The 21,918-nt window shown below is 61.8% G+C and carries 18 protein-coding genes; 9 read left to right on the forward strand and 9 right to left on the reverse strand.

The genetic code is table 11. The features are described 5' to 3' along the window. Positions 1-5: 5 nt before the first annotated feature. From ACXR0M_RS00330 to ACXR0M_RS00345, 4 genes are all read left to right on the forward strand, one after another. Entirely contained in the window at positions 6-881 is an 876-nt protein-coding gene (locus ACXR0M_RS00330) for an endonuclease/exonuclease/phosphatase family protein (RefSeq protein WP_458828892.1), read from the forward strand. Continuing rightward, the gene (locus ACXR0M_RS00335; RefSeq protein WP_458828894.1) at positions 882-2,984 is read left to right on the forward strand and encodes a GGDEF domain-containing protein; all 2,103 of its coding nucleotides are present in this window, start codon (positions 882-884) and stop codon (positions 2,982-2,984) included. A 99-nt stretch (positions 2,985-3,083) separates the two neighbouring features. Further along, on the forward strand, positions 3,084-3,863 hold the full coding sequence (locus ACXR0M_RS00340; protein ID WP_458828896.1) for an N-acetylmuramoyl-L-alanine amidase: 780 nt from the start codon (positions 3,084-3,086) through the stop codon (positions 3,861-3,863). A 76-nt stretch (positions 3,864-3,939) separates the two neighbouring features. Continuing rightward, positions 3,940-5,553 (forward strand): EAL domain-containing protein, encoded by a 1,614-nt coding sequence (locus tag ACXR0M_RS00345; RefSeq protein WP_458829830.1) that lies wholly within the window; start codon positions 3,940-3,942, stop codon positions 5,551-5,553. Here the strand turns inward: ACXR0M_RS00345 and ACXR0M_RS00350 are convergent. Together ACXR0M_RS00350 and algB are read right to left on the reverse strand one after the other, a co-directional pair. Beyond that, entirely contained in the window at positions 5,550-7,340 is a 1,791-nt protein-coding gene (locus tag ACXR0M_RS00350; RefSeq protein ID WP_458828898.1) for a KinB sensor domain-containing domain, read from the reverse strand. The two genes, ACXR0M_RS00345 and ACXR0M_RS00350, sit on opposite strands and share 4 nt — an antisense overlap. Positions 7,341-7,350: 10 nt before the next feature. Next, positions 7,351-8,697: a sigma-54-dependent response regulator transcription factor AlgB gene (gene algB / locus ACXR0M_RS00355; RefSeq protein WP_458828900.1), complete on the reverse strand. Its 1,347-nt coding sequence runs from the start codon at positions 8,695-8,697 to the stop codon at positions 7,351-7,353. A 427-nt stretch (positions 8,698-9,124) separates the two neighbouring features. On the opposite strand from algB, the gene ACXR0M_RS00360 reads away from it, so the two are divergent. The 5 genes from ACXR0M_RS00360 (at position 9,125) to ACXR0M_RS00380 (ending at position 13,576) form a co-directional block, all read left to right on the forward strand. Next, complete coding sequence (locus ACXR0M_RS00360) at positions 9,125-9,409, forward strand: hypothetical protein (RefSeq protein WP_458828901.1); 285 nt, start codon at positions 9,125-9,127, stop codon at positions 9,407-9,409. A 72-nt stretch (positions 9,410-9,481) separates the two neighbouring features. Next, positions 9,482-9,646: a DUF1328 domain-containing protein gene (locus ACXR0M_RS00365; protein WP_003177151.1), complete on the forward strand. Its 165-nt coding sequence runs from the start codon at positions 9,482-9,484 to the stop codon at positions 9,644-9,646. A gap of 2 nt (positions 9,647-9,648) precedes the next feature. Continuing rightward, on the forward strand, positions 9,649-10,113 hold the full coding sequence (locus tag ACXR0M_RS00370) for an inhibitor of vertebrate lysozyme family protein (RefSeq protein WP_458828905.1): 465 nt from the start codon (positions 9,649-9,651) through the stop codon (positions 10,111-10,113). A gap of 699 nt (positions 10,114-10,812) precedes the next feature. Further along, positions 10,813-12,144, forward strand: coding sequence for a glutamate/aspartate:proton symporter GltP (gene gltP, locus ACXR0M_RS00375; protein ID WP_458828907.1), 1,332 nt, complete (start codon positions 10,813-10,815; stop codon positions 12,142-12,144). A gap of 202 nt (positions 12,145-12,346) precedes the next feature. Next, positions 12,347-13,576, forward strand: coding sequence for a nucleoside recognition domain-containing protein (locus ACXR0M_RS00380; RefSeq protein WP_458828908.1), 1,230 nt, complete (start codon positions 12,347-12,349; stop codon positions 13,574-13,576). Between the two features lie 84 nt (positions 13,577-13,660). On the opposite strand, the gene ACXR0M_RS00385 is transcribed toward ACXR0M_RS00380, so the two are convergent. The 7 genes from ACXR0M_RS00385 to ACXR0M_RS00415 form a co-directional block, all read right to left on the reverse strand. After that, the gene (locus ACXR0M_RS00385; protein WP_458828910.1) at positions 13,661-14,284 is read right to left on the reverse strand and encodes an ABC-type transport auxiliary lipoprotein family protein; all 624 of its coding nucleotides are present in this window, start codon (positions 14,282-14,284) and stop codon (positions 13,661-13,663) included. After that, positions 14,281-15,219, reverse strand: a complete 939-nt coding sequence (locus tag ACXR0M_RS00390) for an MlaD family protein (RefSeq protein ID WP_458828912.1) — start codon at positions 15,217-15,219, stop codon at positions 14,281-14,283. The genes ACXR0M_RS00385 and ACXR0M_RS00390 overlap by 4 nt, the downstream gene beginning before the upstream one ends. 1 nt (position 15,220) lies before the next feature. Beyond that, complete coding sequence (locus ACXR0M_RS00395) at positions 15,221-16,024, reverse strand: ABC transporter ATP-binding protein (RefSeq protein ID WP_458828914.1); 804 nt, start codon at positions 16,022-16,024, stop codon at positions 15,221-15,223. After that, positions 16,021-17,169: an ABC transporter permease gene (locus tag ACXR0M_RS00400; protein WP_458828916.1), complete on the reverse strand. Its 1,149-nt coding sequence runs from the start codon at positions 17,167-17,169 to the stop codon at positions 16,021-16,023. Before ACXR0M_RS00400 ends, ACXR0M_RS00395 begins: the two co-directional genes overlap by 4 nt. A 54-nt stretch (positions 17,170-17,223) precedes the next feature. Further along, positions 17,224-18,252: a DUF5924 family protein gene (locus tag ACXR0M_RS00405; RefSeq protein WP_458828918.1), complete on the reverse strand. Its 1,029-nt coding sequence runs from the start codon at positions 18,250-18,252 to the stop codon at positions 17,224-17,226. A 192-nt stretch (positions 18,253-18,444) separates the two neighbouring features. Further along, positions 18,445-19,833 carry a M16 family metallopeptidase gene (locus ACXR0M_RS00410; protein ID WP_458828920.1) on the reverse strand — a complete coding sequence of 463 codons (1,389 nt, stop codon included), beginning with the start codon at positions 19,831-19,833 and terminating at the stop codon, positions 18,445-18,447. A gap of 177 nt (positions 19,834-20,010) precedes the next feature. Then, positions 20,011-21,669: a Na/Pi cotransporter family protein gene (locus ACXR0M_RS00415; RefSeq protein ID WP_458828922.1), complete on the reverse strand. Its 1,659-nt coding sequence runs from the start codon at positions 21,667-21,669 to the stop codon at positions 20,011-20,013. Positions 21,670-21,918 lie beyond the last annotated feature (249 nt).

Raw genomic sequence — 21,918 nt, forward strand, 5'->3', positions numbered from 1 at the left:
TCGCCATGCGCCGCTGGGGCACCGAACGCATCGTTGGCCTGCATGATCCGCAGGTCAACGAGCATCATCTGGAGTCCACGGGCCTGCCCGAAGACCAGCGCCTGCGCCTGCTCAGTTTCAATATCCAGGTCGGCATCAGCACCGAGCGCTATCGGCATTACCTGACCCGCAGCTGGCAGCATCTGCTGCCGCATACCGGGCGCTCAAGCAATCTGCAGAAGATCGGCGATCTGCTGGGCGACTTCGATCTGGTCGCCTTGCAGGAAGCCGATGGCGGCAGCCTGCGTTCAGGCTACGTCAATCAGGTCGAACATCTGGCCCATCTCGGCGCCTTCCCCTACTGGTATCAACAACTCAATCGCAACCTCGGCCGACTGGCCCAGCACAGCAATGGCGTGCTCAGCCGCCTGAAGCCGTCGGCGATCGAGGATCATCCGCTGCCCGGCCCGAAAGGCCGCGGCGCCATTTTGCTGCGCTTCGGCGAAGGCCCGGAAGCGCTGGTGGTGGTAATGATGCACCTGGCCCTTGGCGCCCGGGTGCGCAGCCTGCAGCTGGGCTATATTCGCGACCTGATCGGCGGCTACAAGCACCAGGTATTGATGGGTGACATGAACACCCATGCCAGCGATCTGCTACAACAGTCACCGTTACGCGATCTCGGCCTGCTGGCTCCCCAGATGCAAGCCACGTTTCCCAGCTGGCGGCCACAGCGATGCCTTGATCATATTTTGCTCAGCCCGACCCTGACCCTGGAAAAGGTCGAAGTGCTGGCCCAACCGATTTCCGATCACCTGCCGGTCGCGGTAGAGATTCGTCTGCCGGGTTCGCTCACGGCCGATGCATTGCCCGCGTTGAGTCCTGCCCCCCCGCGGAACCCCTGAATGAGCGACGACGCCCAGCGCTGGAAAGAGAAGTACCTCAAAAGCATCGAGCAACAAGACAAGCTCGAACGGCGCTGGGCCGCCAGGCTCGACTTGCTGCGTCGCGGTCTGGTGCGCAGCACCCTGGCGGCCGAAGGCACCGACAAGGTCGTTGATCAATGCATGAAAGAGATGCGCGAGGTGGTGCGCACCGACGACATGGACGCCGGCCTCGCCGCCCTGCTGCCGCGCCTGGAAAAAGCCGTACTCGATTCCGAGCAGCGCCGCGAGACCCGCATCGAGCAGGTCAGCACGGCGCTGACCGCGCTGGTCACCCAGTTGCAGGCCTTGCCGCTGCCGAGGGAAGTGGCGCAACCGCTGAAGAAGTTCGCAAAACAGCTCGACAGCCGGGTCGGTCAGGCACGGGAAATGCCGCTGCTGCTGAGCGAGCTCAGCGGCTTGCAAGGCAAGGCCTTGAGCCAGCTGGAAACGCCCGCCGAACCGGACCGCCCGGGCTTTCTGCAGCGCCTGTTCGGCAGCCGCGAGAATGAAGAGTCGCCGCCAACGCCTGTGACACCGCTGAAAGCGGATCAGCCTCAACTATCCGCATCCATAACGCCGGCACCCGATGCAGAACCGGCGCCCGTGCCCGAGCCAGTGCCGACGGCGGCAGTCGAGGCGCCTCTTCCGGCTCCGGTCATCGCGCCGCCAGTTGCACAAACATCTGAAGCGCCCCTTCAGCCGGCGCCAGCTGCGCCCAACCCGGCCGAACCGCCGGTGGTTTCGTTCGTACCGCCCGTCATCGCTGCCGATGCCGTTATCGAGGCAGTTGTCGCCCCCACGCTAACGGCGCCCGAACCGAAACCCGAGCCGGCGCCTGCTCCGATCACCGCGCCAGCCCCCACAGCGCCGATCAACCCCGATGAGCTGATCCATCCCGGCGACAGCCCGGAGCCGACTCCCCTACTCCTCGACAGCCTGCCCCTGCCCGAGCCCATGGCCCAGGCGTTGGCCACCATCGACCCGGAGCAATCCGAGCAGGACATCCTCTACGCCCTGCCCGATTCGCCGGAGCCGTCCTACAGCTCGGTGGCCAAGCACATCGAAGACACGCTGATCGGCTTGCTCGACGATCTGACCCTGCCCGAGCGTCATCGCCCGCAGGCCGAGGCCATGCGCGAGCGGCTGAAGAACGGGCTGAACTGGTACGAACTGCTGCCGATCCTCGACGATCTTGCCACCTTGATGCTGGCGATCACTGACAGCGGCCAACACGAATTCGAAGTGTATCTGCAGCAACTCAACGAGCGCCTCGAAGCGTTCCAGAGCAATCTGCAGGCCGCCAGCGAAGGCCACGCCGACAACAGCTCGGCAGCGCGGGCGATGGACACGCAGATCCGTGAACAGGTCGATGGTCTGCAGACCAGCGTGCAGGAAGCGGCCGATCTGGATGACCTCAAGCAAGTGCTGGAGAATCACCTCGAAGGGCTGCTCGGCACGATGGACCAGCACCAGAAGCAACGCGACGCCCGCGAGCAGGAAGTCGCGGCACGTCTCAAAGGTCTGGCCGAGCGCGTGGCGCACATGGAGCAGGAAGCCCTGGGCTTCCGCGAACACCTGGAAGAACAACGGCAGAAAGCCTTGATCGACCCGCTCACCGGGTTGCCTAACCGTGCCGCCTGGAGCGAACGACTGGAACACGAGATCAAGCAGTGGCAGCAGCACGGCAACACCTTGAGCCTGGCGATGCTCGACCTCGATCATTTCAAACGGATCAACGACAACTATGGCCATCTGGCTGGCGACAAGGTATTGAAGATCATTGCCACAGTGCTGCGCAAACGCCTGCGCGCGGCGGACTTCATTGCCCGGTTTGGCGGTGAGGAATTCGTTCTGCTGTTGCCCGCTACCACACCTGCAGTGGGCGCCAAACTACTGGAAGCCTTGCGCGCGGCCATCGAAGCCTGCCCGTTTCACTTCAAGGGTGAACGCGTGACGATCACCATTTCCATGGGATTGGCGTCATTCCGGCCGGGAGAACATAGCGATCTGGTGCTCAAAAGAGCCGATCAGGCGCTGTACCGGGCTAAAAACGCGGGGCGCAACCGGGTCGAGCTGGGCTGAGCAATTGTGCCATTTTGTTTAAATCGGCCGGCTGGCCTTCGATTCGCAGGACAGTACGTTACACTGTTGCATATTGTCCTGCGTGTACTGCCTTTTGCCATGAAATTTTTTGCCCTCCTCGCCTCGCTGCTCGTTTTGGCCGGTTGTGCCAGCGGCCCGCGTTACGACACCAGCCATCCCTCGGCCAATCACGACAGCCGCGTGCAGTTCGTGATTGTGCATTACACCTCCGCCTCACTGGCGCGCTCGCTGCAATTGCTCACCCACGGCGAAGTCAGCAGCCACTACCTGATTGGCGACGACCAGCGCGGCACCATTTACAAATTGATGGATGAGAACCAGCGCGCATGGCACGCCGGCGAAAGCCAATGGCAGGGTCGCACCTGGCTCAACTCCAGCTCGATCGGTATCGAAATCGTCAACCCGGGCTTCAAGGACACGCCGACCGGGCGCCTGTGGTACCCGTATAGCGAGGCGCAGATCCAGTCACTGATCGTCTTGCTCAAGGACATCAGCCAGCGTCAGGGCATCAGCCCGCGCCATATCATTGGTCACAGCGACATCGCGCCACTGCGCAAGCTGGATCCGGGCCCGCTGTTCCCATGGAAGCGTCTCGCCGCAGAAGGCTTGGGCGTATGGCCCAATGAACAGGCGGTCGCGCGCCAGCAGGTGCAGTTCAACGCCGAGCTGCCGAGCATCAGCTGGTTCCAGGCGCAACTGGCGCGCGTCGGTTATGACACCCCGCAAACCGGCGAACTGGACACTGCGACCCGCCACGTACTGGCCGCCTTCCAGATGCACTTCCGCCCTTCACGCTTCGACGGCACGCCGGACGCGCAAACGGCAGCATTGCTGCTGGTGCTCAATCAGACAAAATAATGACGCCCGCCCGACGGTCAGGGCGAAATCGCAATCAGCAGCTATAACTCATTGGTAACTCTTCGGATATTCCATGATGGTTGCTACCCGAGAGACCCTGCGTAGCTGGTTTTATCGCCCCTGGTTTCTGGCGATGATCGCGGCTGTCCTCAGTGCGGGGCTGCTGATCGCCGGCGGAACGTTCGTCGCCATGCGTCAGATCGAACAAAGCGAAAGCCAGGAGATGAACGCGCAGGGCGAACGTTTTCTGGCACGGCTCGAGCAATTGTTCGGCCAACTTCGGGAAAGTCTCGACGACCTTGAAGCACAGCCGTTGCGCAGTTGCGATGACGAAATGATCGCCACCCTGCAGCAGGTCACCTTCAACTATCGCTTCGTCTACGAAGCTGCCTATATGGACGGTACACGGATCTGCTCCAACCGGCCTCGACAGGAAGGTTTGTCGGTCGTTCGCGCGCCGGACATCCGCGGGCCGACCTACAGCTACTGGCTCAACACCACCACCGAACCCGATGAAAACCGCGCAGCACTGATGCTGGGGCGCGGCAATTTTCGTGTGGCGACCTCGCGCGGACATTTGACCGACATGGTCGATCTGCCACCGGACAGCAGCCTGCTGGTGGTGCTGGACCATGGCAAACGGGCAATTCCGGTACTCGGCACCGCTCAGACCTGGCCACCCACTGAGGCCTGGCCGCCGAAAAGCCGGGAAGCCTTGCAGGTCACGCAGTCACGGCTGATCTACCGCATGCCAACCAACAACCCGGAATACCAGTTGGTGCTGATCACGCCGCGCAGCCTCCTGCACATTCCGTCCGTTTGGTGGTGGATGGTGCCGGTCTGCCTGCTGCTGGCGGCGTTTTGCGGGTTCTGCGTGTTTTTGCTGGTGCGCCAGCGCCAGTCGCTGGACGCCGAACTCCAGGGCGCGATCCGGCGTGGCGAGCTGCAGGTGCTGTATCAACCGATCTTCGACCTCGACAGCCGTAACTGCGTCGGCGCCGAAGCCCTGCTGCGCTGGCGGCGCCCGGACGGCACGCTGACCAGCCCCGATCTGTTCATTCCGATGGCGGAAAACACCGGGCAAATCCGGCAGATGACCGACTTCGTCCTGCAACGGCTGTTGGAGCAATTGGCGCCGGTGCTGCGCGCCAATCCGCAGTTGTACATCTCGGTCAACCTCGCCGCGTGCGACGTGATGGTGCCGCGCATCGGCCAGGTCATGGCGCGGTTGTTGAGCCTGCACCGGGTTGCAGCGCGGCAGATAGCCTTCGAGGTCACCGAACGCGGACTGATCGATGTGGTGGTTGCGCGGGAAAACCTGCAAGCCTTGCGCGACGTCGGCCATCAGGTGCTGATCGATGACTTCGGCACCGGCTATTGCAGCCTCGCCTACCTGCAGACGCTACCGGTGGACTGCTTGAAGATCGACAAGGCGTTCATCGATGCACTCGGGCATGACGCCGCCAGCAGCGGCGTCGCACCGCACATCATTCACATGGCGCAGGCACTGGAATTGAAGGTGATCGCCGAAGGCATCGAGCACGAAGCGCAAGCCGTGTTTCTCAGCAGCGAAGGGGTGAAATTCGGTCAGGGCTGGTTGTTCGCCCAAGCCATGAGTGCGGTGCAGTTCATCGAACTGATCACCCGTGGACGACGCCTGGCCGGACGCCGGCTGGATGACGAAGCCTAGACCGAGAGCGCCATGTAGAACTGTGTGCCCTGCCCCGGCCGCGAATAGACGCCCATCCGCCCGCCGTGCAACTGGACGATTTCCTTGCACAACGCCAGACCGAGCCCGGCGCCGCCCTTCTTGCGTCCGACCTGCACGAACGGTTCGAAAATCCGCCCTTGCTGACCGTAGGCGATGCCTTCGCCGTTGTCTTCGACGCTGATGATCACCCGTTCGCCATGCCGGCGCGCTTGCAGGCGAATCTGCCCGTCACGGGCGGTGTGGCGCAGGGCGTTGTCGATCAGGTTATCCAGCACCCGTTCGAGTTGCGCCTGATCGGCCTGCAGGCGCGGCAACGGACCTTGCACTTCGACGCTGAGCGCGATGCCCTTGCTGGCGGCGTAATCAGCGAAGCGCGCTTGCGCCTGCTCCAGCAGGTCCTCGACGGAACACGGTGCCAGCGTGAGCTTCTGCAAACCGTTCTGATAGCGCGAGAAGTTGAGCAGGTCGTTGATCAACTGCATCAGACGCTGCATCTCTTCGTTGACCGTGTCGAGCAGATCAGCTTCGCGTGAATCCGGGTCAAACTTTGCGCGCTCGCGAAACAGGCCGAACGCCATGTGCATGCCGGTCACCGGCGTGCGCAACTCGTGAGAGGCGCGCAACACGAACTCGCTGCGCACGCGCTCGAACGCGCGCTGCTCGGTAACGTCGTGCAGCACCATGACTGCGCCGAGGATATGTCCCTGGGTGTGGCTGACCGGCGTCAGGCTGTAGGTCAGCAAACGCGCTTCGCCATCGACTTCGATGTTCAAATCTTCCGGGGCTCGCTCCAGCGTGCCGCCGCGCAGGACCAGTTGCAGCTGCGCGTCGAGCTCCGGACGCTGAAGCGCTGTGCCCAGGCCCTGGCCCAAGCGATCACTGTCCCAACCCAGTTGCCGCTGGGCCACCGGGTTGAGGTGTTCCAGATGCCCTTCGCGGTCGATCATCAGCAAGCCGTCATCGATGCTGTCGAGCACCGCCTGCAACCGCTGCTGACCGGCCAACAGTTCATCGACGTTAGTCGCCTGATGCTCACGCAAGGCTTCAGCCATCAAGCCGAAGCGCTTGGTCAGCTGGTTCATTTCCATGGCCGAGGAAATCGGCAGGGTCACCTCGAAATTGCCTTGGCCGATGTTGTCCGCGGCTTGCGCGAGTGCCTCGATGGGTGCGCCGAAGCGCCGGGCAATCGCATGGGCAGTAACAAAGCCGATGATCAGCACCGCCAGCCCTACCAGGCCGAGCAGGCCGGAGACCAGCAGTGCCCGTTCGCGGGCGTGATGCTGGACCGCATTGATGTTGTCCAGCGCGTGCTTGTGCTCGGTGATCAAACCGTTGCGCAAGGTGTTGAAGCGCTCCCGCAGGTCAGTGTTGCCACTGAGCACGTTACCCGGGTCACGCGACGATTCGAACGCCTGCAGGAAACTCAGATAGTCGGCCTTGGCCTGAGAAAAGCCGTAATGCCGGCCATCGCCCTCTTCCTCTTGGGCGATGCCTTCATCGAGCAGTTGCAGGTAATGTTTTCTGGATGCTTCGAATGCGACGGGATCGGGCTTCTCCGACAGCATCAACACCAGTTGATCGCCGAGGGTCTGGCGCAGTTTCAGGCCCAGATCGAGGGTGACGAAATTATGGCGGATCGTCGCTTCTTGCGTCCCGGCCATCTGCATCACGCTGACCAGCCCGAGCAACAGCCCGAGCAAGGCAACGGTGATCAGCGCAGAAATGCTCAGGAACAAGCGCGTGCGCAACTTCATCGCCAGTTTCATCCGCGGGCGCTCACAAGTTGTACTGCTTGCGCTTGCGATACAGGGTCGAGGCGTCGATACCGAGGGTCTTGGCTGCCTGATCGAGGGTGCCGGCAGTCGCGAGCACCGCGCCGATATGGGCCTTTTCCAGTTCGTCGAGGCTTAGCGCGGCGCCAACCCGTGGGGCGTTGTTCGCCGGTTGCTCGGCCATGCCGAGGTGGCTGATTTCCACGCGCTCCTGCGGGCAGATGATGCTCGCCCGCTCGACCACGTTGCGCAGCTCACGGATGTTGCCCGGCCAGCGATAGCCGAGCAGCGCTTCCCGTGCCTCGTCGCTGAAGCCCCGGGCCGGACGCGCGTATTCTTTGACGAAACGCGCGAGAAAACGGTCGGCCAGGGTCAGGATGTCTTCGGAGCGCTCGCGCAACGGCGGCAGGTGCAAGGTGATTACGTTCAGACGATACAAAAGGTCCTCACGGAAGCGACCCTCGCGCACCATGTCTTCGAGGTTGAGGTTGGTCGCGGCAAGAATGCGCACATCGGCGCGACGAGTGACTGGATCGCCTACCCGCTCATATTCCTTGTCTTGAATGAACCGCAGCAACTTTGGTTGCAACGTTAAAGGAAAATCGCCGATCTCGTCGAGAAACAGCGTGCCGCCGTCGGCCTGATTGACCCGTCCCAAGGTGCTTTCGCTAGCCCCGGTAAAGGCGCCGCGACTGTGACCGAACAGCTCGCTTTCCATCAATTCCGCCGTCAACGACGGGCAGTTGATGGTCACGCAGGATTTCTTCTCGCGCTTGCTCCAGCCATGAATGGCCCGAGCCAGTTCACCTTTACCGGTGCCGGATTCACCCAGAATCAGAATGTTGGCATCGGTGCCCGCCACCTGGCGCGCGGTTTCCAGCACGACTTTCATTGCCGGGCTGTGGGAATCGAGGCCGTCCTTGGGTTTGCGGATCTCGCCTTCGAGCGCTTCCAGGCGTGCCGAGAGCTGGCGCACCTCCAGTTGCTTGGCGGTCGCCAGGCGCAGCTGGTCCGGGCTGCAGGGTTTGACCAGATAATCGGCGGCACCGGCCTGGATTGCATCGACTGCGGTATCCACAGCCGAATGCGCGGTGACAATCACCACGCGCATCCACGGCGCCTGAATGCGCATCTGCGCCAATACATCGAGTCCGTTGTCTTCGCCCAGACGCAAATCGAGGAAACACAGATCGAACACCTGGCGCTGCAGCAATGCCTCGGCCTGCGCCGCGCTGTTGGCGGTGGCCACTGTATAACCTTCGTCTTCGAGGCAATAACGGAAGGTTCGCAGGATGGCGGACTCGTCGTCCACCAGCAGAATGCGGCCTTGTTGCTCAGTGGCAGATTCCATTTTTCCTACGCTCCATAAGTGATTGATCTTGGTTAGTCCCGGAAAAATCGGGCAAGTTGCATGGTCGATTCTGAACGATGCTGCCCATAGCAGGGTAGCCCTCTCCCGCCTTAACGGCCAATCCATTGATTTTGTTGAATATTTAAACAATCACTGAATCGCAGACGGTTGCCCACGTAGTTTTCTGACATCCAGAACCTGCTCTCAATTCCATAAGAATGAATTCTCCTACGAAATAATCATGCATTTCGCACGACCGCATATGGCCCATCGTGCAGGATGCGTCGCAGATCATTTTCTCTTCATTTATAACTTATTGATTTTATTGAATATTTTTCAACTGAAAAACTGGCATGCAGGCTGCAATACCTCATTCAGCCCGGGCAGATTCCATTGCCCCAACCGAACAAGAGTGAGGAAACCCAGGATGACTCGCCAACGTGCCGCCCAACTGCGTATCTCGCCACTGCATATCCAGCAAGGCCTGTTTGGCGTACTTGCACTGTTGATCACCCTGATCGCTTGTCAGCAATACCTGAGCTGGGAAAACAGCCGGAAGCCTGAGCCGCTGATCTCGATGCAACACAGCACGCAAACGCATTTCAGCGCTGTCAGCAGCAGCCAGGCCGAGAGCGCCTCGATGCACATGATGGCCGTCGATCAGACACAACCGCTGGATCAACTGCCACGCGAAGAGCGCTGGGTTTTCTAGGCAACCAACGAATTCGGGCGCATCGCGCCGGGACATGCACCATTCCTAAATAGAGAAGTAAGGAGAATCACCATGTTGAGCTGGGCAATTACCTTCTTGATCATTGCCATCATCGCCGCCGTTCTGGGCTTCGGTGGTATCGCGGGCACCGCCACGGGTATCGCCAAGATTCTGTTTGTCGTGTTCCTGGTGATGTTCATCGCTTCCTTCTTCTTTGGCCGTCGCGGCCGAGGTTAACGATGATCTCGTTAAAGACGCTGGCAGCCGCCCTGTTGATGGGCGGTAGTGCCGTGGCGCTGGCGGCCAATGATGGCCAGACGCGGGTCAACGACCTGCTCAGCTCCGACCCGCAATACCGGGAAACCTGGCAAGGCGTGGTCAAGCATGAAGAGCGCCTGCCGGAATGGGTGATGAACCTGTCCGGCACGCCAGAACAGCAGATGAATGCCGTGACCGAGGATGGCGACAAGTATCTGGTCGGGCCGCTCTGCGAATCCGCAGACAAATGCCTCAACCACCGCTTGATCGTAGCGTTCAGCTTCGACAAGAAAGATGCCTACGCCATGCTCGTCGATGTGCCCGAGGGACTGCCGGCTGACAAGTCGCCGACGCGACATGCCACCTACCGCTTCCTCGGCAAACCGGATCAGGGCATGCAGAACCTGCTGATGGAAACGTTGAAGAAAGATCCGAACTGGTACTGATTCGAACATAAGGGCAGCGCCCGCTGCCCTTTATTGCGCCCGCCTGAGGAAGGTCGGCGCATGACCAGGGGGCCGGGACGTTCTGACTGTTGCAAGGTCGGAGTGACCTACGGGTACAGGGAGTGCCTGCGCGAGGGCCGGGTCAGGGGAAAAGCTGCAACGCAGGTCTGCCGACCCCCAAGCGGCTCGACGGACTTGCGCTGAGCTTTGTCCGCGACAAAACATAGATCCAGAGCGTCCTGCTCGTCTCTCCATGCCTCACACTGCGCGCGAAAACATTTCGCGGTGTTTCGGGGCGACCGTATATCGACAAAGAGTTCTGGCTACCGATGGGACTTCTAGTCTGCAAATGTACGCATTTTCCCAAATTTTCAGTCGATGTTTTTTGCTCAAAAAATAACCAGCCCACGCTGTAATGGCCGGTTCACGGCACTTATGCCGGCTGAAATGTCGCAATCGAACCGGTTGGGACGCGCGTATCACAAAAAAAATCTCATGCCGATACGGCATAGGGTAGGCGTTTACGGCATTAGACGGCGCCAGCTTGCGTCGGAATAGTTGCGCCTTTTTTCGCCTGCCGAAGAGCGGTAACACGCGCTTCGGGGCACCTTATACGGAGGCAGATGCACAGACTTTTCCGCTAATGAGCGTTCCAGTTCCTGCATGTGCCTGAGTCAAACGCAAGTAAGGGTAAAGATAATGAAGAAGGCAAAACTCAGCCTCGCCTGGCAGATCCTCATCGGTCTGGTTTTAGGGATTGCGATTGGTGCGTTGCTCAACCACTTCAGTGCCGAGAAGGCCTGGTGGATCAGCAACGTCCTGCAACCGGCAGGCGATATCTTTATCCGTCTGATCAAGATGATCGTGATCCCGATCGTCATCTCTTCCCTGATCGTCGGCATTGCCGGTGTGGGCGACGCCAAGAAACTCGGGCGTATCGGCCTGAAGACGATCATCTACTTCGAAATCGTCACCACCATTGCGATCATCGTCGGTCTGTTGCTGGCCAACCTGTTCCATCCGGGTGCCGGTATCGATATGAGCACTCTGGGTACGGTGGACATCTCCAAGTACCAGGCGACCGCCGCCGAAGTGCAGCATGAACACGCGTTCATCGAGACCATTCTCAACCTGATCCCGTCGAACATCTTCGCGGCCATGGCCCGTGGCGAGATGCTGCCGATCATTTTCTTCTCCGTGCTGTTCGGTCTCGGTCTGTCGAGCCTGCAGTCGGATCTGCGCGAGCCGCTGGTGAAGATGTTCCAGGGCGTCTCGGAAAGCATGTTCAAAGTCACCCATATGATAATGAACTATGCGCCGATCGGCGTATTCGCGCTGATCGCGGTGACCGTCGCCAACTTCGGCTTCGCCTCGCTGCTGCCGCTGGCCAAGCTGGTGATCCTGGTGTACGTCGCCATCGCCTTCTTCGCCTTCGTGGTGCTGGGCCTGATCGCCAAGCTGTTCGGCTTCTCGGTGATCAAGCTGATGCGCATCTTCAAGGATGAGCTGGTCCTGGCTTACTCCACCGCCTCCTCGGAAACCGTGCTGCCACGGGTGATCGAGAAGATGGAAGCCTACGGCGCACCGAAAGCCATCTGCAGCTTCGTGGTGCCAACCGGTTACTCGTTCAACCTCGACGGTTCGACCCTGTACCAGTCGATCGCGGCGATCTTCATTGCCCAGCTGTATGGCATCGACCTGTCGATCAGCCAGCAACTGTTGCTGGTGCTGACCCTGATGGTCACCTCCAAAGGCATCGCCGGTGTACCGGGCGTGTCCTTCGTGGTGCTGCTGGCGACTCTGGGCAGCGTCGGCATCCCGCTGGAAGGCCTGGCATTCATCGCCGGTGTCGACCGCATCATGGACATGGCGCGTACCGCACTGAACGTGATCGGCAACGCCCTGGCGGTACTGGTTATCGCCCGCTGGGAAGGCATGTACGACGACGCCAAGGGCCAGCGCTACTGGAACTCGCTGCCGCACTGGCGCAGCAAGGAAAAGCTGCCGGCTGGTGAAATCTCGAAGCCGTAATGCAAAAACCTGTGGGAGCGGGCTTGCTCGCGAAGAGGCCGGCACATTCAACAATTATGTTGATTGACACACCGCCTTCGCGAGCAAGCCCGCTCCCACAGTGATTGATGCAAGGCTTACCAACAAACCCCGGAGCAATCCGGGGTTTGTCGTTTCTGGCGACCCCGCTATCATTCGCCGCATCTTCCGGGGGATTTGACTGATGCTTAATGGCCTGTGGCTTGGCTTCTTTGTCGTGGCGGCCATCTCTGCGCTGGTGCAGTGGCTGGTGGGCGGCAACGCCGGGATTTTTGCGGCGATGGTGGAAAGCATTTTTGCCATGGCCAAGCTGTCGGTCGAGGTGATGGTGCTGCTGTTCGGCACCCTGACCCTGTGGCTGGGCTTCCTGCGCATTGCCGAAAAGGCCGGAATTGTCGAATGGCTGGCCAAGGTCCTCGGGCCGCTGTTCCTGCGGCTGATGCCGGAAGTCCCGGCGGGGCACCCGGCACTGGGCCTGATCACCCTGAACTTCGCCGCCAATGGCCTGGGCCTGGACAACGCCGCCACACCGATCGGCCTCAAGGCGATGAAGGCGCTGCAAGAGCTCAACCCCAGCGCGACCATCGCCAGCAACGCACAGATCCTGTTCCTGGTGCTCAACGCCTCGTCGCTGACCCTGCTGCCGGTGACGATCTTCATGTACCGCGCCCAGCAGGGCGCGCCGGACCCGACGCTGGTGTTCCTGCCGATCCTGCTGGCGACCAGTTGCTCGACCATCGTCGGCTTCCTCTCGGTGGCGTTCATGCAGCGTCTGCGCATCTGGGACCCGGTTGTACTGGCCTACCTGATCCCGGGGGCGCTGATCCTCGGCGGCTTCATGGCGTTGCTGGCGACGATGTCGGCCACGGCACTGGCCGGGTTGTCGTCGATCCTCGGCAACCTGACGCTGTTCGGGCTGATCCTGCTGTTCCTGGTGATCGGCGCGTTACGCAAGGTCAAGGTTTACGAGGCGTTCGTCGAGGGCGCCAAAGAGGGTTTCGACGTCGCCAAGAACCTGCTGCCGTATCTGGTGGCGATGCTGTGCGCGATTGGCGTGCTGCGTGCCTCCGGGGCGCTGGACTTTGGCCTGGATGGCATCCGTCATCTGGTGCAGTGGGCCGGGTGGGACACGCGGTTTGTCGATGCGCTGCCGACAGCGATGGTCAAACCGTTTTCCGGCAGCGCCGCACGGGCAATGCTGATCGAGACCATGAAGACTTCCGGAGTCGACAGCTTCCCGGCGCTGGTGGCAGCGACGATTCAGGGCAGCACCGAAACCACGTTCTACGTGCTGGCGGTGTATTTCGGCGCGGTAGGGATTCAGCGGGCGCGGCACGCGGTGGGGTGTGCGTTGCTGGCGGAGCTGGCCGGGGTGCTTGGCGCGATTGGCGTCTGCTACTGGTTCTTTGGTTGAAGCAAAAGATCGCAGCCTTCGGCAGCTCCTACAGAGGCACGCACGACCCTGTAGGAGCTGCCGAAGGCTGCGATCTTGGCGACTTCAGGGTTTAACCGGAGCCAATTGCCGACCTTGTTCCACCGCCCACGCCACAACCTTCGCAGTCAGCCGATCACTGGCCTGACCAAAGCCCGCGACCACCGCCGGCACCCGCACATCGCTCAGCGGCTGGCGCTCTTCGAAGCGACGGCTGGCGAGGATCTTCTGGTCATAGCCGCGCACCAGCAACGCATCGACCCGCACCACCACACTGGCCTGGCTACCCTGATACTCGGTCTGAAACGCCTGCAGGTTGCCGCCCAGTTCCAGGTCCGCAGCGAAGTTGCTGTCGTCGGTGCTGAGCAGCGTCACCCGACCATCACGGGCAAAGCCATCAAGCAGGCGATTACGCAGCAGCACCGGCGCCGGATCGCTCCAGCGCGAGGCCTTGTAGCTGCTGATCACGTCACCCTGTGGAATCACCGCGATGTTCGGCCGGTTCAAAGCTTCGCTGGCCTGCAGTTTGTTCAGCCGCAGCGACCAGTGCTGGGCCGTAGCCGTGCTGGCCGAGGCGGGCGCCTGCGCGGCGGGCAGGCGATACACGTCCGACGGCTCGGCCTTGGGCAAGATCGAGCAGGCACTGCTCAAGGTGAAGCTGGCGAGGAGGGCGAGGTGCGTCAGCTTCATGGCGTGAACTCCTTGTTCTTGTCACTGCCCAGCAGGTAACCGCTGGGGTTGGCCTCCAGGCGTTGGGAAATGGCGCGCAGCGAGGTCAGGGTCTCGCGCAGTTCGCGGATGGCCGGCGCCAGGCCGTTGAGGCCCTGCATGCCGTTGTCGAGGGAGTTCTGGTTCTTGCTCAGCAAGCCGTTGATGGTGACGCTGCTCTGTTCCAGCGACTTCATCGCCTGCTCGGCACTGCCCAGCGCCTGTTTGCCCTGATCGTTGAGCAGGCCATTGGCGTTGCGCATCAGCGCCGTAGTCTGTTCGAGCATGTTGCCCGCCTGTTTGCCGACACTCGCCAGTTGCTGCATGGCCTGACGCAAGTCGCCGCGCTGATCGTTGATCGAACCGGTGGTCTGTTCCAGATGCTCCAGGGTTTTGCTGACACGCTCGACGTTCTGCGAAGAAAACATCTGGTTGGCATTGCTCAGCAGTGCAGTAACGCCAGTCATCAGGTCGTTGCTGTCGTTGAGCAGGCGGGAAATGGGCGAGGGCGCCGCGACGATGGTTGGCAATTCGCCGTCATGCCCGCGCAGTTTCGGGCTCGCCGGGGTGCCGCCGCTGAGCTGGATGATCGAAGTCCCGGTGATCCCGGCCAACGCCAGTTTGGCCTCGGTGTCTTCCTTGACCGGGGTGTCGCCGCCGAGGCGAATCCGCGCCAGGACCCGGCGCGGGTCTTTCGGGTCGAGGCGCAGACTGACCACGTCGCCGACCTTGATCCCGCTGTACTGCACCGGGCTGCCCTTGGACAGGCCGCTGACCGCCTCGTTGAACACTACTTCGTAATCCTTGAACTCAGTGTCGACGCTGGACTTGGCCAGCCACAGGCCGAAGAGCAGGGCGCCAGCCACCACTATCACCGTGAACAGGCCAATCAACACATGATGGGCACGGGTTTCCATGTCAGACCTCGTTGAGCAATTGGGCGGCGTCCAGCGCCGAGCGGCCGCGGGGGCCGTGGAAGTATTCGTGAATCCATGCGTCGTCGGTTTCCGAGACCACGTCGATCGGTCCGGCGACCAGCACCTTCTTCTGCGCCAGCACCGCCACCCGGTCGGTGATGGTGTAAAGCGTGTCGAGGTCGTGGGTCACCAGAAACACGCTCAGGCCCAGCGCGTCGCGCAGGGTCAGGATCAATTGATCGAACGCCGCCGCGCCAATCGGATCGAGGCCGGCGGTGGGTTCGTCGAGAAACAGGATGTCCGGGTCCAGCGCCAGCGCCCGGGCCAGTGCCGCGCGCTTGATCATGCCGCCGGACAGCGAGGCCGGGTATTTGTCCGCCGCCGACAGCGGCAGCCCGGCGAGGGCGAGTTTCACCGCCGCCAGATGCTCGGCGTCGTTGCGGCTCAGGCCGGCGTGTTCGATCAGCGGCAGGGCGACGTTCTCGGTCACTGTCAGCGAGGAGAACAGCGCGCCTTTCTGGAACAGCACGCCGAAGCGCCGCTCGACCAGCGAGCGCTCATGCTCGGCCAGACTCGGCAGGTTCTGGCCGAAGACTTTGACGTCGCCCTCGCTGGGCCGGCGCAGGCCGACAATGCTGCGCAGCAGCACCGATTTGCCGCTGCCGGAGCCGCCCACCACAGCGAGGATCTCGCCTTTGTACAGATCCAGGTCGAGGTTCTCGTGCACGCTCTGCCTGCCAAAGCGATTGCACAGGCCACGGACTTCAATCACCGCCTCCGAGGGCGCGCGGGGTAGACGACTCACCAGCCCAACTCCATGAAGAACAGCGCAGCTACCGCGTCGAGCACGATCACCACGAAAATCGACTGCACCACGGCGGACGTGGTGTGCGCCCCGACCGATTCGGCGCTGCCGCTGACCTTGAAGCCTTCCAGGCAACCGATGGTCGCGATCAGGAAGGCAAACACCGGCGCTTTCACCAGGCCGACCAGAAAGTGCTGGATGCCAATGTCGCTTTGCAGCAGCGAGAGGAACATCGCCGGCGAAATCCCCAGCGACACCGCGCACACCACACCGCCGCCAATGATCCCGCAAAGCATCGCCAGAAAGGTCAGCATCGGCAGCGCCACCAGCATCGCCAGTACCCGCGGGACCACCAGCAGCTCCATCGGGTCGAGACCAAGGGTGCGGATCGCGTCGATCTCCTCGTTGGCCTTCATCGAGCCGATCTGCGCGGTGAACGCACTGGCGGTACGCCCGGCCATCAGGATCGCCGTAAGCAACACACCGAACTCGCGCAGAAAGGAGAACCCCACCAAGTCCACGGTAAAGATCGTTGCGCCAAAACTGGCGAGCACCGTCGCACCGAGAAACGCTACCACCGCGCCCACCAGAAAGGTCAGCAGCGCCACGATGGGCGCGGCATCGAGGCCGGTCTGTTCGATGTGCGCAACTACCGGGGTGATGCGCCAGCGCTTGGGGCGCAACAGGCTGCGGGCGATGGTTTCGAGGATCAGGCCGATGAAGCCGAGCACTTGCAGGGTGTCCTGCCAGACCGTTTCCACCGCGCGCCCGATGCGCGTCAGCAGTTGCACGCTGACGCTGACTTCCGGCTCCTTGAGCGGCACGCAGAAGTCAGTCAGCGAGCGGTACACCGTCTGCAGCAATGCGCGGTCAGCCGGGGAAATCGTGCAATCAGGGTGTTCGGCGGATCGACCCAGCCGCTCGGAACCGAGCAACTCCACCAACAGGGACGCGCCCGCAGTGTCGAGGGCGCCGAGGCTGTTGAGATCGACCACGGTATTGCCGTCGTACTGGCCGCGAAGCTGTTCGGTCAGGTGCTTGAGGTCGGCGTAATGGGCAAGCGTCCAGTCGCCCGAAACCCGCAGGCGGGCAGGGTTGAGCGAGGTGTCCAGACGGGCATTACCGGTCATCGAGCTGCTGGTCATAAGCTCCGGGCTTGTTCGGCGATTGAGCGAACTGACGTAATACCACGAACCGGATTACTTTTCTTTGATCGCTGTGCTGTCCTTCACTTCGAAACGCAGTACACCGATCACTTGACCGTCTTCGGTCAGCACCCGTACCTGCCACTTGCCCACCGGGTTGCCGGGGAAGTTCTGCTTGTGGGTCCAGGCGCGATAGCCTTCCTTGCGCCCGCCATGGATGTCGAGGGCGATGCGGTCGACTTCCTGACCGTTGAACTGCCACACATGGTAGATCCGCTCATCCAGCCCGCGCGGCGCATTGATCGCGGTATAGGCGTAGAGGCCGCCGCTGCGGATCTGCTCGGCGCTGACCTCGTCGAGGCTGTCGCCGGGGGTGCGATCCTGCAATTGAGTGCTGATCGCCACATCGGTCATCCACAACGTGGCCGGCGGCACCCACGAGCGCAGGGTCCAGCCGACCGCGCCGATGCCGAAAGTGATACACAGGATCGCCAGCGCGTTGCGCACGGTGCGGATCGGAAAGATCGACGCCAGGCTCGGGAACGACAGCACCACTGCAGTCCCCAGCGCCCATTTGAAACTCTGTGCGGTGGTCAGGTGCATGATCACCGGCAGCGCGGTGAGCAGGGCGGCGAACAGCGTCAGGGTGTGCAACGCGAGAAACGCCCAGCGCCGTGGCGCCAGCCATTTGTAGTAGAGCGGGTCGACAATCGAAATCAGTGCGGCGAGGCACAGCAGGCCGGTGAAGATCAGCTGGCCGCTGTTCCACGTGGTGGTGATGAAGAAGAAAGGCAGAACGAAAAACAGGCTTTCCTGGTGGATCATCTGCGTCGCATAACGCAGCAGCGGCTGGGGAATTTCGCGCTTGAAGATACGAGTGAACAGCCCGGTCAGGGTGTTTTCCAGCATCAGCCAGATCCAGCTGAGCAGCATGATGATGGTGATCCAGCTCGCCAGCCCCTGCTGGCGATCGACCAGAATGAAGCTGCCGACCCCGGAGATGAAACCGCCGAGCGCAATGACCCCGGGATAGCGCTTCATCAGCTCGATAATGCGCTGGATCAGGACGGGGATTTTCAGCATGTTGGCGGTTCACGACTGGATAGGAAAAAAACCTCGACAGAGTAACGTCCGCCGTTCCCTGTGGCGAGGCTCCCGGTCAGTAAAATCACCACAGATCCCTGTGGGAGCGGGCTTGCTCGCGAAGGCGTCGTATCAGTCAGTGCATGTGTTGCATGACACACCGCATTCGCGAGCAAGCCCGCTCCCACAGGTTCAGTGTTTGACTGGCTTACGGCGGTGCAAGCGCCAACCCACGAGGATGAGCAGCACGACACCCGACCCGCCGGCGATCAACCACAACACCTCATCATCACTGAGCAACGGCTTTTCGATCCGCAGGTACCCCGGCTGCAACAGCAACTGGCGCATGGCCTTGTTCGCCGTCTCCAGCGTCACGCCCTGCAGCTCCCGCGCCGGATTGGCAAAACGGCCGTCCTCGTAGTCGCCCAGCGCGCTCCAGTAGTAATCGGCCATCGCGCTGTTGCCTTGCACGGCCCAGGCCTGATGGGCGATGGCGGCCTGTTTGATCCGGGCGAAGGTGTCGGGGTCGAGGCCGTTTTTCAGCAGGTCGGCCTTGAGGTCTTCCAGCACTTGCCGGGCTTCGGCGAGGTCATCGCGATCGACGTCGGCGTTGAGGCTCATGAAGCCGACCCCGCCAAACACTTCACGCTCGGCCCACGGCCCGTAGGACAAGCCGTGGTTCAGACGGATCTGCCGGTACAGCGCCCAATCGAGGTAGTCCTTGAGGATGTCGAACGTTTCATCGTACTGATCGTCGAGCACCGGTTCCGGCACCAGCCAGTGCAACTTGGCGCTGTCGCCGATGAAGCCGCGAGTGAGAGTGCGTTCGTGGGCAGCGCTGGTGCGGATGTCCGGCAGCTCACGGTGCTCGGCCGGGTCCACCGCTTCGAGCGCGCCCCAGGTCCGTTCGAGGTAGGCCGGCAGCAGCTTGTCGAGCTCACCGACGACGATCAGGGTCATGTTGTTCGGCGCGTACCAGGTGCTGCGCACCTTTTCCAGTTGCTGCTGGGTCAGGTGCCCGACCTCGGCGCGCTGCGGGCATTTCAGGCCCAGCTCCACCGCCAGTTGATTGCTCGCGGTGTGGCCGAGATCCTGACGGTCGAGAAAGCGTTGCAGACGGGTGTAATGCCCACCGTCCTCGCGCTCGACCACGCGTTTGGCGGCGTTGATCGCATTGTCGTCGATGCGCGTCTGCGTGAGCAGGCCGAGCAACAGGTCGAGGACCTTGCGCTGGTTTTTCGCCGGGGCTTCGATGACGAAGGTGGTGTCGGCGTTGCTGGTGAACGCATTCCACTCGCCGCCCAGCGCCTGCATGCGCTCCTCGAGGCCACCTTCGCCGGTGGCGTCGACGCCGCTGAACAGCAGGTGTTCGAGCAGGTGCGGCAGCTCTTTTTCATTGCAGTCGAAATCGTCGAGACCAACGCCCACCACCAGCCGGATCGCCACATGCCCGCGTTCGGTGCCGGGTTTGAGCAACAGCTGCAAACCGTTGGGCAGCGCATAGCCTTCGACCTGAAATCGATCAACGGCGAAGGCGGGCAGGGAACCGAGCAACAGACAGGCGAACAACAGGCAACGCATAACAGGCTTCCGTACGGCTGATTTGGAGATCCGCGTCGTCAGTCATGACCCCATCGCTGGCAAGCCAGCTCCCACAAGGATTTGCGGCGCTCACAAAACCCTGTGGGAGCTGGCTTGCCAGCGAAGGCGGCCTTGAGGCTGAACTATGTGTAACGGACTGACCCCAGCCGCAGTCGTTCAAGGCGAATGCGTAATATCGGCAATATCATCCGCTTCCAGCGCCCCGGTATCCGCCGTCTCCAGCACCACGTAAGCACTGCTGCAGAACAGCGAATTCAAGCGTTTCATATCCGCAATCAGCTCCAGATGCAGCGAACTGGTTTCCAGACTCTGCACGATCTTGCGTTGCAACCGGCTGACATGCGCGTGGGCCAGACGGCGTTCCTGGGCGCGGAAGCGACGTTTTTCGCGCAACAACTGGCGGGCACTTTCCCTGTCGCCGCTGAGGAACACCGACAGCCCCAGGCGCAGGTTGGCGATCAGTTGCTGCTGCAGCCCGGCCAGTTCCTCCAGGCCGTCCTCGGAGAACGAGCGTCGTTGCGAGGTCTTCTGCTGCTGCACTTTGCGCAGCATGCGTTCGATCAGGTCGCTGGCCAGTTTCAGGTTGATCGCTAGTTCGATGGTCTCTGCCCAGCGCCGACTGTCCTGCTCGCCGAGGTCCTCGCGGGGCATCTGCGCCAGGTACAGCTTGATCGCGCTGTACAGCGCTTCGACGTCATCGGTCAGTCGGCGCATCTCCTGAGTGACGGCGGTCTGCTTGCCGCGCAGCACGTCGAGGGTGGCGTCGAGCATGTTGTCGATCAGATCGCCCATGCGCAGCGTCTCGCGGGCGGCGTTGGCCAATGCCAGGCTGGGCGTGACCAGCGCGGTCGGGTCGAGATGCCGGGGTTTGGCGGTGCCGCTGACTTCGGGGCGCTCCGGCAGCAGCCAGGCACACAGCTGCGCCATCGGCGAGACGCTGGGCAGCAGGATCAAGCAGCGCGCGGTGTTGTAGAGCAGGTGGAAACCGATGACCATTTCCTGCGGGCTGAAATCCAGGCCGTCCATCCAGTGCACCAGCGGATCGAGCACCGGAATGATCAGCAGCAGCCCGATCAGCTTGTACAGCAGACTGCCCAGCGCCACTTGCCGCCCGGCCGCGTTCTGCATGCTGGTGCTCATGAACGCCAGCACGCCACTGCCGATGTTGGCGCCGATCACCAGACCGATCGCCACCGGCAGACTGATCACGCTGGCGCCGGCCAAGGTCGCGGTCAGCAACACGGCGGCGAGGCTGGAATAGGAAATCATCGCGAACAGCGCGCCCACCAGGGCGTCGAGCAGGATGTCGCCGGTCAGCGAAGCGAAGATCACCTTGACCCCTTGGGCGTGGGTAATCGGCGCGGCGGCCTCGACGATCAGTTGCAGCGCGAGAATGATCAGCCCCAGACCGATGCTGACCCGGCCCATCTGCCCGAGCCGCGTCTGTTTGCGCGACAGAAAGAAAATCACCCCGAGAAAAATCAGCAGCGGCGACAGCCACGACAGGTCAAACGTCAGCACCCGCGCCATCAGCGCGGTACCGACGTCGGCACCGAGCATGGTCGCCAGCGCCGGGGTCAGCGCCATCAGACCCTGGCCAACAAAGGACGTGACCAGCATCGCGGTGGCGTTGCTGCTCTGCACCATCGCGGTCACGACGATGCCGGCGATGAACGCGAGCCAGCGTTTGGACATGTTCTGGCCAATCACATGGCGCAGATTGGTGCCGTACACCCGCAGGATGCCGGTTCGGACAATGTGCGTGCCCCAGATCAGCAGGGCCACGGCGGACAGCAAATCGAGCAGGGTGAGCATACAGACCCCCTGTATTTCAGTGCCCCAGAGAGGCAAGTTGACGGTACCGCGCGGTTTCTACGTTTTTGATACTTAAGCTGTAGTTGGCTAACGGTCTGGGCGCCAGCATTGCACAGCTAAACGGTGGATTGAAACAAAACTGTCATGAACATGGGTTCATCCACATCTCTTCAAAACACTCGAAACCCTGTAGGAACGAGCCTGCTCGCGCCCCCTAAACAACTGTAGGAGTGAGCCTGCTCGCGATAG

Source organism: Pseudomonas sp. Eth.TT006, from assembly GCF_054456575.1.

Bases quoted from the DNA above. Each gene is read 5' to 3' on its own strand.
- ACXR0M_RS00330 (WP_458828892.1), top strand. From the start codon at position 6: ATGCGCCGCTGGGGCACCGAACGCATCGTTGGCCTGCATGATCCGCAG.
- ACXR0M_RS00335 (WP_458828894.1), top strand. From the start codon at position 882: ATGAGCGACGACGCCCAGCGCTGGAAAGAGAAGTACCTCAAAAGCATC.
- ACXR0M_RS00340 (WP_458828896.1), top strand. From the start codon at position 3,084: ATGAAATTTTTTGCCCTCCTCGCCTCGCTGCTCGTTTTGGCCGGTTGT.
- ACXR0M_RS00345 (WP_458829830.1), top strand. From the start codon at position 3,940: ATGGTTGCTACCCGAGAGACCCTGCGTAGCTGGTTTTATCGCCCCTGG.
- ACXR0M_RS00350 (WP_458828898.1), bottom strand. From the start codon at position 7,340: ATGAAACTGGCGATGAAGTTGCGCACGCGCTTGTTCCTGAGCATTTCT.
- algB (WP_458828900.1), bottom strand. From the start codon at position 8,697: ATGGAATCTGCCACTGAGCAACAAGGCCGCATTCTGCTGGTGGACGAC.
- ACXR0M_RS00360 (WP_458828901.1), top strand. From the start codon at position 9,125: ATGACTCGCCAACGTGCCGCCCAACTGCGTATCTCGCCACTGCATATC.
- ACXR0M_RS00365 (WP_003177151.1), top strand. From the start codon at position 9,482: ATGTTGAGCTGGGCAATTACCTTCTTGATCATTGCCATCATCGCCGCC.
- ACXR0M_RS00370 (WP_458828905.1), top strand. From the start codon at position 9,649: ATGATCTCGTTAAAGACGCTGGCAGCCGCCCTGTTGATGGGCGGTAGT.
- gltP (WP_458828907.1), top strand. From the start codon at position 10,813: ATGAAGAAGGCAAAACTCAGCCTCGCCTGGCAGATCCTCATCGGTCTG.
- ACXR0M_RS00380 (WP_458828908.1), top strand. From the start codon at position 12,347: ATGCTTAATGGCCTGTGGCTTGGCTTCTTTGTCGTGGCGGCCATCTCT.
- ACXR0M_RS00385 (WP_458828910.1), bottom strand. From the start codon at position 14,284: ATGAAGCTGACGCACCTCGCCCTCCTCGCCAGCTTCACCTTGAGCAGT.
- ACXR0M_RS00390 (WP_458828912.1), bottom strand. From the start codon at position 15,219: ATGGAAACCCGTGCCCATCATGTGTTGATTGGCCTGTTCACGGTGATA.
- ACXR0M_RS00400 (WP_458828916.1), bottom strand. From the start codon at position 17,169: ATGACCAGCAGCTCGATGACCGGTAATGCCCGTCTGGACACCTCGCTC.
- ACXR0M_RS00405 (WP_458828918.1), bottom strand. From the start codon at position 18,252: ATGCTGAAAATCCCCGTCCTGATCCAGCGCATTATCGAGCTGATGAAG.
- ACXR0M_RS00410 (WP_458828920.1), bottom strand. From the start codon at position 19,833: ATGCGTTGCCTGTTGTTCGCCTGTCTGTTGCTCGGTTCCCTGCCCGCC.
- ACXR0M_RS00415 (WP_458828922.1), bottom strand. From the start codon at position 21,669: ATGCTCACCCTGCTCGATTTGCTGTCCGCCGTGGCCCTGCTGATCTGG.